Consider the following 11682-nt stretch of genomic DNA (forward strand, 5'->3'; position numbering starts at 1 on the left):
TATACAACCTGGCATTGACGGGTCTAGGCACCTTTCATCGCAATGCGACGGTCGTCAGAAATTTTCAAGCATACCCCCTAAGAACCCAAGAATACCGCGCCAAATGTTGCCAGGATGCCGGGTACACCGCTTCGAGTACAGAAAAACCAGGACCATCCGTTTCTCATTGACGGTCTCCAATTTTTGGCGCCTCTCGCGGCCCGGCACTTTTCCCTTCGATTTTTTGAAAACGCCGGTAAACTGTCCCGACAGATCATTTTTGACATTGGCATTTTAATATCAAGACGTTTGGAGGTATGCATGCGCTTGCCCTTTTTGATCACCTGTATGTTGGCTGTGGGAGCAACACCTCTGCTCGCCCAAGAGCGCCAATCAGCCATTCTCGTTCTGGATGGATCGGGCTCCATGTGGGGGCAGATCGACGGCACCGCAAAGATCACGATCGCCCAGGACGTTGTGCAGGAATTGCTGACCACTTTGCCCGGTGAACAAGCCTTGGGGCTGACTGTCTATGGCCATCGACGCAAGGGGGATTGCTCGGACATCGAAACGCTGGTGACGCCGGGGGCCGGCACCCGTGATCAGATCGCAGGCGCAGTGCGCGGCATCAAACCCAAGGGAAAGACGCCAATGGCCGATGCGGTGGTGGCCGCCGCCCAGGCCCTGCGCCACACCGAAGAAGCCGCAACAGTCATTCTTGTTTCAGACGGGATCGAAACCTGCGTCCCCGATGTCTGCGCCGTGGCCCGAACGCTCGAAGAAACTGGGGTGAACTTCACTGCGCATGTGGTTGGTTTTGATGTAAAAGACCCCGAAGCCTTGGCGCAGATGCAATGCCTGGCGGATGAGACCGGCGGCACATTTCGCAGCGCAGCCAATGCGTCGGAATTGGCCGCGGCCCTGACCACTGTTGCCGCTGCCCCGCCTGAACCTGAACCTGAACCCGAACCTGTACCAATCCCGACCACGTTCCGCGCGGTTGAAGGGGACGCGAGCACAGCCTTTGACGACCCGGTTCTGTGGTCCCTCAACGGCAATGGATCAGCCGTGTTCGACGCGGTGCAGGGCAATCCTGTTACGCAGGATTTGACCGAAGGTTCCTATACCGCCACAGCCTATCGCTTGATTACGGAAACCGAGGTCAGCCGACAGTTTGTGGCTGTCGGCGCAGGCCCGATCGAAGTGGTGCTTACCTTTCCGCAAGCCCTGCCCAAAGCACGGATCATCGCCCCCGACAGTGCCATCGCGGGGTCGACATTGTCTGTGGGATGGGACGGCCCGAACGAGGCTGGCGATAACATTCAAATCGGCCTGGTGGGTGATACCAGCTACCTGAGCTACACCTACACCAAGGACGGCAACCCGCTGACCCTGATCCTGCCGCCTCACCCCGGCAGCTATGAACTGCGCTATGTGCTGAACGACCGCGAGACCATCGCGACCTACCCGATTGCCCTGACCGAGCCAGAGCTGGCGCTATCCCACCCGGATACGGTCGAAGCCGGGTCAAGCTTTCAGGTCACATGGGCTGGACCCAACCAAGGGGGCGACAACATCCAGATCGGTCCACGCGGATCAGACAGCTACACGGGGTATCAATACACCAACAAGGGTAATCCGGTCACTCTGATCGCGCCTGCCGAGCCTGGTGACTATGAAATCCGATACAGCTTCCGCGACCGCGAAAACATCCTGCGGCTGCCCATCACGGTGACGGCCATGACTGTGACCCTGGAGTTTCCGGCAACTGTCGAAGGGGGTCAGGTCATTCCGGTGACCTGGATCGGTCCGAACCAGGGCGGCGACAATATTCAAATCGGTCCGGCGGGATCGGACACATACACCCACTATGTCTATACGCGCGAGGGCAGCACCGTGAACCTGGTGGCCCCCATCCAACCCGGCAACTACGAAGTCCGCTACAGTTTTCGCGACCGCGAAAACATTCTGCGGATGCCACTGACCGTGACGGCTCCGGAAATCTCTCTGATCGCGCCGGAAAGCGTCGCGGCGGGCAGTCAGTTTCAGGTCGGATGGAAAGGCCCTGATCAGGGGGGAGACAACATCCAGATCGGGCCGGTCGATTCTGACAGCTACACCAACTATGCCTATACGCGCGGCAAGAACCCGGTGACGCTGACGGCCCCCGATACCCCCGGCACCTACGAGTTGCGCTACAAATTCCGAGACCGCGAAACGGCAATGCGGCAGACCATCGAAGTGAAATAAAAAAGGGGGCCGCACAGGCCCCCTTTTTTTTCATCTCAGTTCACGGGATCACATGTGAATGACACGGTCATAGGCGTCCAGGACGCTTTCGTGCATCATCTCGGACAGGGTCGGGTGCGGGAAGACCGTGTTCATCAGGTCCTCTTCGGTGGTCTCCAACTGGCGGCCAACGACATAGCCCTGGATCATCTCGGTCACCTCGGCGCCGACCATATGGGCGCCCAAAAGCTCGCCGGTCTTGGCATCGAAGATAGTCTTGACCATGCCTTCGGCCTCGCCCAGTGCAATCGCCTTACCGTTGCCAATAAAGGGGAAGCGGCCGATCTTGATATCATAGCCCAGTTCCTTGGCCTTGGCCTCGGTATAGCCGACCGATGCGACCTGCGGGTGGCAATAGGTGCAGCCCGCGATGCTTTCGGGTTTCACCGGATGCGCATGTTTGCCCGCGATCAGATCGGCAACCATGACGCCCTCGTGCGAGGCCTTGTGCGCCAGCCAGGGCGCGCCCGCGATATCGCCAATGGCATAGAGACCATCAACGCCGGTGCGGCAGAACTCGTCCGTCACGACGTGGGTGCGGTCGATCTTGACGCCAAGCGCCTCAAGCCCCAGCCCCTCGACATTGCCGACGATCCCCACGGCAGAAATCACCGTGTCAAAGTCGTGCTTCTCGATCTTGCCGCTCACTTCGATATGCGCGGTAACCTTGCCCTTGCCACGGTCCAGCTGCTTGACCATGGCCTTTTCCATGATCGTCATGCCCTGTTTGGTGAACGCCTTCTTGGCGAAGGCGCTGATCTCGGCATCTTCGACCGGCAGCACGCGATCCATCACCTCGACCACTGTCGTGTCAGCACCCAACGTATTGTAGAAGCTAGCAAATTCGATGCCGATGGCACCCGAGCCGATGACCAGAAGTTTCTTGGGCATCCGGACCGGATCAAGCGCGTGCTTGTAGGTCCAGACCAGATCACCGTCCGCCTCAAGCCCCGGAAGTTCGCGTGCCCGAGCGCCGGTGGCCAGGATGATGTTCTTGGCTGTCAGCTCTTCGGTGCCCTTGTCCGTCTTGACCGACACTTTGCCCTTGGCAGGGATCGTCGCCTCGCCCATCACCACGGTGACCTTGTTCTTTTTCAGCAGGTGGCCGATGCCGCCCGACAGTTGCGCCGCAACCCCGCGCGAGCGTTTGACGACCGCGCTCAGGTCATAGCCGATGTTTTCCGCCTTGAGGCCAAAGTCCTTGGCACGCTCCATCAGGTGGAACACCTCGGACGAGCGCAGCAGCGCCTTGGTTGGGATGCAACCCCAGTTCAAACAGATGCCGCCCAGGTGTTCGCGTTCAACCACAGCCACCTTCAGGCCCAGTTGCGCACCACGAATAGCCGCAACATAGCCGCCGGGACCGGCACCAATAACAATCAGATCAAAGGATTTCGCAGCCATGGTCACTCCTCGCCGCAGGCGTTTTCGAAAACTAGTTTACCGTTAAACTATTTTTTCACACACATCAATCCCTGCCCCCTGCGACATGTGTGACGCAGGGGAAGATGACAAATGTATGCGCTGGAATCAGCCTATACCCCTCACTTGCAAAACGCTAGAAATGCTCCAACGGCGCCGTTTTGCAGGCGTTAAAGATTTGTTTTTGAATTCAAACATTGGATGCATCATGGCCAAAACCCTCAAGGACCTCGCCCTCGCCCTGCTCAACGCCACACTGATCCTGCTGGCGCTGTGCCTATTTCTGGCCTGGAAGGTGGTTGCAACCGCCGACGGGCTGACAGCCACATTTTCAGAGAACCTGATCAAAGTGACCCCGCTACGCGACGAGGTGGCCGGGTTGCGCAGCGATCTGTCGGGCATTCGCGACGACCTGGCGTCGCTCAAGGCACAAACGGGCACCTTCAGCACTGCGACGCTGAACAGCTTGCAGCAAAAGGTTCAAACCTTGGAGGCGAATGTACAGGGGGTTCAGACCCGGGTGCGCCAATTGGTCGACACGCCTGAGATGCTGATCGATCATTCGATCGAAACGGCTGCGGATGCCCTCACCCGCAGCATATCGGATGTCAAAGGATGCGTTCCCGCATCCTGAGGCAGGTCGCTAGCCCGCAGCCTGCATCTGACGCACAGTCTGACCGTATCCACCATCCGAGACATATACAGCCTCTTGCGCGGTTGGTGTCCGGTGCAGCGCATCATTGCGATACGGGAACCGTCCGAACTGGCGGATCACTTCGCGATGCGCGCGGGCGTGCAGCATGTTGCTGGCGCCACTTTCTGGCATGCGTTCGCACAGCAGACGCACACAGCGCTCCTGATCACACAGGTTCTCTGAATGCATCATCGGCAGATAAAAGAACTGCCGCGCCGGTTCATCGATGCGTATGTCCCACTTCTTATCGACCGCGCATTTGGCTGCCGCCAGAGCCGCCTTGTCGGTCTTGAAAGCACGGGCATCGCCGCGGAACATGTTTCTGGGAAACTGATCCGTCAGGATGATGTAAGCCAAAGCACCACTTGGATAGGTCAACCACATCGAGAAGCGACCCTCACAGGCGGCCTCCCACGTCGATTTGAACTTTTCGGTGATTTGGGCATCAAGCGCGTCGTCTTGTAAATACCACCCAGCCGGACCAACTTCATCCAGCCAGAAACTCAGAATATCTTCGGGACCAACCATTGGCCTCACCCCACTTCTAATTTCCCCCAGGGAACATAGGTATTAAAAAATGTTTTACACAATTGTTACAGTAACATATTGCAACATCCGCGACATATTTTGAAGCAAAAAGCGACTTATTGCGCTTCTTGCTCCTCCAATTCGGCCTCGATGGCGACTTCTTGCGCAAATTCAACGGCTACCGGGGTCGAAGTCGGCGTCATGACGGTAAAGGAGCCTGTTTCCTCGACCGGGATCGCGGCGCGCTGTGTGGTGCGGTAAAGCGCATAGACGGCCATCGCTGCCAGCAAAGCGGCCATAAAGGCGAAAAAGCCCGGCGGACCAAGCAGGGCGTCGCCCATCAGCCAACCTGTGATCATCGGGCCAGCAATGGCACCCAGACCGTTGATGAACACCAGCCCGCCCGAGGCTGCGGCCATGTCATCGTGTTCCAGATAGTCGTTGGTATAAGCGATGAGCAGCGAATAGAGCGGGTTCGACATGCCGCCAATCAGGAAGGCAGACACCAACAGCATCGAGAACTGGTCGCCAAACATCATGCCCACAACTGCCGCAACACCTCCGACGGCAGCGACAAGCATGATCAAGACGCGGCGATCCATTCTGTCACTGACCCAGCCCAACGGGTACTGCAGGAACAACGCGCCAATATAGAAGGTCGCAATAAACAGCGACAGGTTGGTCAGGGACAGCCCAATTGTGGCACCATAGACGGCGCTCATGCCGAATTGTGCCGAAAAGATACCGCCCAACAGAAACATGCCGACACAGCCTAAGGGCGAGATCTTCATGATCTCGCGCAGGGTCATCGGCTTGGTGGTGTCAAATGCAGGTGTGGGCGAGATCGACAGCAAAATAGGACCAAAAGAGATCGAAACCAGGATCGAGGCGATGATGAAAGCGTCATACCCGGCGGGGTCACCCACCTGGATCAAACCCTGGGCCGAGATGATCCCGATCATCTGCACGATCATGTAAAGCGACAGCGCCTTGCCCCGGTTCGAGTTGTCGGCAGCATTGTTCAGCCAGCTTTCGGCCGTCACGTACACGCCAGAAAAGCAGAAACCGATGATGACACGACCCAGAATCCAAACCCACATGTTCGGCAGAAAGGGATACAGGATCATCACCGCCGAAATGAACGACGCCAGCGCCGCAAAGACCCGCACGTGACCCACACGACGGATCATGTTGGGGGCCATCCGGGAACCGCCGAGGAAGCCGATGAAATAGGCCGACATGACGATCGACATCTCAAAGGTCGAAAACCCCTCGATGTCGCCGCGCACACCCAGCATGGTGCCTTGAAGCCCGTTGCCAACGAGCAACAGACAAATACCCAGAAGCAGCGCCCATGCGCTGGAAAGAACCTGAAGCATCGGGCGTCCTCGCTCGTATCCGACTGAATTGGCTTCGGTATCTCATCAGACACCAGCACAGGGCCGCTTGTCTACGACATTTGCCGAGTCGGGTTTGGCGTTTTCGCCTAAGCCGGGATCAAAAGCGACGCGTCGCCGTAAGAGAAGAAGCGGTATTCGGATTTCACCGCATGCTCGTACACTTGCGCCATCCGCTCCTGCCCCATCAACGCTGACACCAGCATGAGCAGGGTGGACTTGGGCAGGTGAAAGTTGGTCATCAGCGCGTCAGTGACGTGGAAATCGAACCCGGGGTAGATGAAGATGTCCGTGTCACCGTCCCAGGGTTTCAGCCTGCCGGTTTGGGCGGCACTTTCGATCAGACGAAGCGCCGTGGTGCCCACCGGGATCACACGGCCACCTGCGGCCTTTGTCGCCTCGATCTCGGCCACGGCCTGTTCGCTGACGCGGCCCCACTCAGAATGCATCTTGTGGGTTGTCACATCATCGACCTTGACGGGCAGGAAGGTTCCCGCGCCCACATGAAGCGTGACATAGGTGAACCCCACGCCCATATCCCGCAGCGCCTGCAACAGGTCGTCGTCAAAATGCAGTGAGGCCGTTGGCGCGGCTACAGCCCCCGCGTTTTTGGCCCAGACAGTTTGATAGTCGGTCTTGTCCTGCTCGTCCGCGGGTCGTTTGGCCGCGATGTACGGCGGCAGCGGCATGGCACCGGCCTGCGCCAGCGCCGCGTCAAAGTCATCACCCGACAGGTTGAACTGCAGCCGCCCCTGCCCGTCCTCGACACCGGTCAGCTCGGCCGACAGGTCATCCGAGAAAACGATGGTCTCGCCCGGCTTCACCTTCTTGAGCGGTTTGATCAGCGCCGACCAGCTACCGTCCGCCGCCGGGTCAAGCAATGTGACCTCGATCTTGGCCGACACCGGCCCTTGGGCGCTGTCGCGATGGCGGCGTCCGCTCAGGCGCGCGGGAATCACACGGGTGTCGTTCAGCACCAGCCGGTCGCCGGGGCGCAGCCAATCCGTCAGGTCGCGCACCACCGCGTCGGTGATGACCTCACCTTCGGCCACCAGCATGCGAGCCGAGGTGCGGGGTTGCGCCGGGCGGGTGGCGATCAGCGTCTCTGGCAGGTCGAAATCAAAATCACTCAGTTTCATGCCCGCGCTATACGTCGCCCGCGCGCGCTTGGCCACACCCCTCAGCGGTCTCCGGCACCACTGTCCTGGGTTGGATCCTTTTGCACCTGGGGTGGTTGCCCCCGTGTCGCAGGCGCTTGTGGTGCAGGCTCGCGCAGAAAGTCGCGCAGAAACCCGGGCGCCAGTCCCGACAACGGGTTCACCCAAACCTGCGGCGAAGTCATCGCCCCAGTGAGCGTATAGTTGAACCCCACCAACCCTTCCCCGCGGCGGGTGGACAGCACGCTGCCGATCACGTTGAGCAGATAGACCGGAGAGATCACGCCGCGCAGGTTCAACAACCGCCGCTCGGTGTCGACGGTGCCATCCACCGACAACCCCATCGACGGGCCAACGGCGCTGCCCTCATAGACGGTCACCTGTTCGGGATCCAATCGGAACCGGCCGTCGATGGCCGAGAATTGAATCCCCGCACCGGCCATTTCATCCAAAAGGCCCACAACACTGATCGCATTGAGCAACGCGGCCATCGCGGGCGCATCCTTGATCCGTGTATTGCGCACCTTGAGAGATCCGTCATACGAACCCGGCCCATCGATTGGCGAGAGCGAGAGCTGAAATGACCCGCCGCGTGCCTGGTTGAGCAGCTGCGCTGAGCGGAACACACCTCCCGCGTCATTGGATTGCACAAAGAACCCGCTGCGCCCGCCCTTGGGCAGCACCTGACCGTTCACAGGCGTTTGGCCGTTGATCCGTCCTGCAAAGTTGCCCGACATTCCCCCTGCCTGCGCGAACTTGCCCTGAAACCCCGTCAGCGCAATGCTGTCAGTGATCTGAAGCCTGTCGAGGGTCGCGGTCACGCTTTGCCCCGAATCCGCGCCCGAGGCCCCTGCCGCCGCGCTGCCGCCGCCGAGGTTTGCGCCACGCATGTCGACTGTACCGCCCCGAATGATCATGTCCGGTGCCTGACTGCCACGGCCGATCATGTCCATCTGCACGTTCAGCCAATTGCCAACACGCAAGGTATCAAACCGGGCATTTTCCATCGTGCCGGTTGTGTTGAACCTCATGCTGCCAACCGCTGTCAGCCCGGCCACCTGCAGGCTAAAGTCTTCGATCGCGTCGCTCTCGCCGAACTCGGCCGCCAGTGACAGCTCTCCGGTTGCGGACGGTGGTTTGCTCCATCCCAGCTCGGCCACGCTCAACCCCACGTCTGCCAGATCCGATCGCGCCGTCAGGCGGGGCGGCTGCCCCTGTTGCAGATCCAGCGTGTATTCCGCTTGCCCCTTGCCGCTGAGCGCGCGGATGGCAAAGGCAGAGTCGAATTCTTGCATCAAGGCCTTGGACAGTTCGATGGTGCCCACAACCTGACTGTCTTTTGCCGTATCCTTGTCGCCGATGGGTTGGGTCCAGGTTGCCGTCATCGGAACCTGCCCCAGAAAGCCGTTCCCCGACAGGACGATCTGCGTCTGATCCCCCACCGCCGTCAGGCGCGGCGCTCTCAGCTCCAGCCCCGGGACCAGAACGGTGCTGTGAACATCCGCCACTTCTCCGGTCAGGTGGAACTCCATATCGTGGATCTTGACCTTGTCCTTGAGTGGTAGGGACAGTGTGCCCTGCACCGAAACCAGGCCCTCTGCCAGTTCGATGGGCAGTTTCGATTTTGACATCAGGTTCAAAGGTGGCCGATCCAACAGAGACAGCACCGCCGGAACGCTTCCCGTTCCGATGATGCGCGCGATGCCGGGGGCGGCCTTTTTGATCGAGATGTCGGGGATGATAAACGACGTGCCTGCAGCGTCGATGATGTCGCCATGGTCGGTCACAACCTGACCTGCATGAGCCAGCACCGCAAAGCGTTGGCCGGTCAGGCTGGCCTGTCCTCGGGCATCCGTCGCGGGCGGCAGGGTTTTGGCAAATCGGATCGTGGTCCGGTCGAAATCAAAATCGGCATAAAGATCGGGCCGCTGTCCCGGTTTCAGCCGCACCGCAAAGTCACCATTGGTGAAATTGCCCTGCGTCAGGTTCTCTTCAACCCATTTTCGCGGTTTGGGTGCCACAGCGCGGGGCCAATAGCCCAGCAACTCGCCGGGCGTCATCCGGTCCAAGGCACCATCGAGCGATACGCGCCAGCCCTGGGGGTCAGCGGCCAGCCGTCCCCAGGCGTTCAGCAATTTGTCGTCATCCGACACCGTCAGGCGACCCACCTGCACGCGAAACGGATTCAATTCCAGCTTCAGATCGATCTCGGCGCTGTCCAGGACAACGGGCTGCGTCATCACCTGAGCGGGGTTGAGCGACATGGCGGTGAACCGCAACTGCCCCACCAAGCTCTCCAGCACACCAGTTTCTACGCCGTTGACCACCGCCTGCCCCTCGGCGGTGACCGAACCCCAAGAGCTGTTTACTGAAAACTCGTTGAAATCCAGCAACTGCTCGGTCGGGTCATATGTGAAATAGGTCCGGGCGCCGGTGAACCGAATGGGGCGCGTTTCGGCGTTCGGCTGCACCGCCCCCTCTCCGATCTGCAGCGTGGCCGAGATCTGGCTGGGCGCGCCTTGGGCATCAATGCCACCGCGCACCGCACCCGAGATTGGCGCCTCAAGCACCTCGAGCCATGAGACGGCGGCGTTCTGCAAGGCGATGTCTTCGGCTGCGATATCGCTGACGGAAATGCCGAACTTGGCCTCGGGCGAGCCAAGCGTACTGGTGTAGTTCGCCTCGATCGAACTGGCATAGTCGCGGCCCGAAAGCAGCGAGAACCCGGTGGCGATGCGCATGTCCTGATCATGGCGCGTGAGTTGGATATGCCCCCCATCCAATGTCCAGACGCGCCCTTTGCCCAAATCCTCAAGGCTCAGGGTGATGCCTTGAACTTCGACCGCGGCCAGAGCCGACAGCTGATCCGACAGGAACACCTTGTCCGCAGCTTCGATCATCTGCGGCAGGCTGGCCGCCTGTCTCACGGGGGCCGCCCCCTCGCCCAGCGACACCGACAGATTGCCCAGCGCGTCGCGTTGCATTGTGACAAAAGCCCCACTGAGCACGATCCGCTTGGGTTTGACCTGCCCCTGCAACAAGGGCCGCATCGCCAGGCTGGCCTCGGCATCGGCCAGCTGTGCGATCATCTGCCCTTCTGTGTCCCTGAGCGCCACGTTTTGCAGGCTGATCCGCGGGCGCCAGCCGTCGAGAATGATGAATTTCAGCTGCCCGAACTCAAGCTGCAGGCCATTCAGGTTCCGCTCGATCCGGTCGGCGACTCGATCGCGCAGCCAATCGGGTGCGCTGAACGTCTGACCAATGGCCATGACGGCGGTGACCGAGGCAAGGCAGACCAGGATCAGAACACCACGAAACGTCCAACGCCCCACCTTGGCCCGTCGACGCGGTGCCGTGGCCTTGGTGATCTTTTGATCCTTGGTCACGTCAGATCCCTGGGAATTTCCGTCTGTGCCTTTCAACTTCTTTCTCGACACCTATTATCCAAGCGAACACTTTTGAAACCCTTACCGGAGTTGCCTGATGCCCGAAGTTTCCGATACCGCACCTGATTTCACCTTGCCCCGGGATGGTGGTGGTACGGTCAGCCTGTCTGATTTGCGGGGCGATCTTGTTGTCCTGTTCTTCTATCCCCGCGATGATACCCCGGGGTGCACCAAGGAATCCATTGGCTTTTCTGAACAGTTGCAAGCCTTTGCCGACGCGGGTGCTCAAGTTTTCGGCATTTCCAAGGACAGCGTGGCAAAACACGACAAGTTTGTTGCCAAGCATGAGCTGACGACGCCGCTCTTGTCCGATGAGCACGGCACCATGTGCGAGGACTACGGCGTGTGGAAGGAAAAGAGCATGTACGGCAAGAAATTCCTTGGCATTGAGCGGTCCACCTTTGTCGTGGATCGCGAGGGCAAGATCGCGCACGTCTGGCGCAAGGTCAAAGTGCCCGGTCACGTGGATGAGGTTCTGGAGGCCGTCCAAGCGCTTTGACCGTTTCCGGACGACTGACAGGGCGCGGTTCAAAAACAAACCTCTTACCAGAAGTGTTGCAAGGCCAATAACAACGCACGGCGCAACAGGCTCTTACGATAGTACACCGTCGCAGATCTCTGCGGGGTTCTGTAGTGTGGAACGACGGCTATGCGGACAAAGCCGCCTGATGCTGATGCAGAGAAATTCCACTCAAAGTGTCGGCCAATTTACTGAACATGTCACGGCAGTGCTGCACACTTCCCCGAACCAGACATTAAGAACGATCAAA

General features: G+C 59.5%; 8 protein-coding genes. 3 read left to right on the plus strand and 5 right to left on the minus strand.

Going from position 1 to position 11682, the window contains the following annotated elements; genetic code table 11:
* Positions 1–300 precede the first annotated feature (300 nt).
* Complete coding sequence (locus tag TRM7615_RS14630) at positions 301–2229, plus strand: vWA domain-containing protein (protein ID WP_165821444.1); 1929 nt, start codon at positions 301–303, stop codon at positions 2227–2229.
* A 48-nt stretch (positions 2230–2277) separates the two neighbouring features.
* Here the strand turns inward: TRM7615_RS14630 and lpdA are convergent, their stop codons facing one another.
* Positions 2278–3672 carry a dihydrolipoyl dehydrogenase gene (gene lpdA / locus TRM7615_RS14635; RefSeq protein WP_108788811.1) on the minus strand — a complete coding sequence of 465 codons (1395 nt, stop codon included), beginning with the start codon at positions 3670–3672 and terminating at the stop codon, positions 2278–2280.
* Between the two features lie 226 nt (positions 3673–3898).
* Here lpdA and TRM7615_RS14640 point away from each other — a divergent pair, with 226 nt between their 5' ends.
* Positions 3899–4324 carry a hypothetical protein gene (locus tag TRM7615_RS14640; protein ID WP_125133694.1) on the plus strand — a complete coding sequence of 142 codons (426 nt, stop codon included), beginning with the start codon at positions 3899–3901 and terminating at the stop codon, positions 4322–4324.
* A 9-nt stretch (positions 4325–4333) separates the two neighbouring features.
* Here TRM7615_RS14640 and TRM7615_RS14645 read toward each other — a convergent pair whose 3' ends face one another.
* The 4 genes from TRM7615_RS14645 to TRM7615_RS14660 all read right to left on the minus strand — a co-directional run bounded on the left by TRM7615_RS14645 (position 4334) and on the right by TRM7615_RS14660 (position 10852).
* Positions 4334–4912 carry a DUF924 family protein gene (locus tag TRM7615_RS14645; protein WP_108788815.1) on the minus strand — a complete coding sequence of 193 codons (579 nt, stop codon included), beginning with the start codon at positions 4910–4912 and terminating at the stop codon, positions 4334–4336.
* Between the two features lie 116 nt (positions 4913–5028).
* Positions 5029–6291, minus strand: a complete 1263-nt coding sequence (locus TRM7615_RS14650) for an MFS transporter (protein WP_108788817.1) — start codon at positions 6289–6291, stop codon at positions 5029–5031.
* Between the two features lie 107 nt (positions 6292–6398).
* Positions 6399–7448, minus strand: coding sequence for a tRNA preQ1(34) S-adenosylmethionine ribosyltransferase-isomerase QueA (queA, locus tag TRM7615_RS14655; RefSeq protein ID WP_108789104.1), 1050 nt, complete (start codon positions 7446–7448; stop codon positions 6399–6401).
* Positions 7449–7489: 41 nt separating this feature from the next.
* Positions 7490–10852, minus strand: coding sequence for a YhdP family protein (locus TRM7615_RS14660; RefSeq protein ID WP_108788818.1), 3363 nt, complete (start codon positions 10850–10852; stop codon positions 7490–7492).
* Between the two features lie 97 nt (positions 10853–10949).
* Between TRM7615_RS14660 and TRM7615_RS14665 the strand changes: the two genes are divergently transcribed.
* Entirely contained in the window at positions 10950–11411 is a 462-nt protein-coding gene (locus TRM7615_RS14665) for a peroxiredoxin (protein WP_108788820.1), read from the plus strand.
* Positions 11412–11682 lie beyond the last annotated feature (271 nt).

Origin of the sequence: Falsiruegeria mediterranea M17 (genome assembly GCF_900302455.1) — a bacterium.
Lineage (GTDB): Bacteria > Pseudomonadota > Alphaproteobacteria > Rhodobacterales > Rhodobacteraceae > Falsiruegeria > Falsiruegeria mediterranea.

Excerpts from the sequence above, each read along its gene's own strand:
- TRM7615_RS14640 (WP_125133694.1), top strand. The coding sequence starts at position 3,899 with ATGGCCAAAACCCTCAAGGACCTCGCCCTCGCCCTGCTCAACGCCACA.
- TRM7615_RS14630 (WP_165821444.1), top strand. The coding sequence starts at position 301 with ATGCGCTTGCCCTTTTTGATCACCTGTATGTTGGCTGTGGGAGCAACA.
- queA (WP_108789104.1), bottom strand. The coding sequence starts at position 7,448 with ATGAAACTGAGTGATTTTGATTTCGACCTGCCAGAGACGCTGATCGCC.
- TRM7615_RS14665 (WP_108788820.1), top strand. The coding sequence starts at position 10,950 with ATGCCCGAAGTTTCCGATACCGCACCTGATTTCACCTTGCCCCGGGAT.
- TRM7615_RS14650 (WP_108788817.1), bottom strand. The coding sequence starts at position 6,291 with ATGCTTCAGGTTCTTTCCAGCGCATGGGCGCTGCTTCTGGGTATTTGT.
- TRM7615_RS14645 (WP_108788815.1), bottom strand. The coding sequence starts at position 4,912 with ATGGTTGGTCCCGAAGATATTCTGAGTTTCTGGCTGGATGAAGTTGGT.
- lpdA (WP_108788811.1), bottom strand. The coding sequence starts at position 3,672 with ATGGCTGCGAAATCCTTTGATCTGATTGTTATTGGTGCCGGTCCCGGC.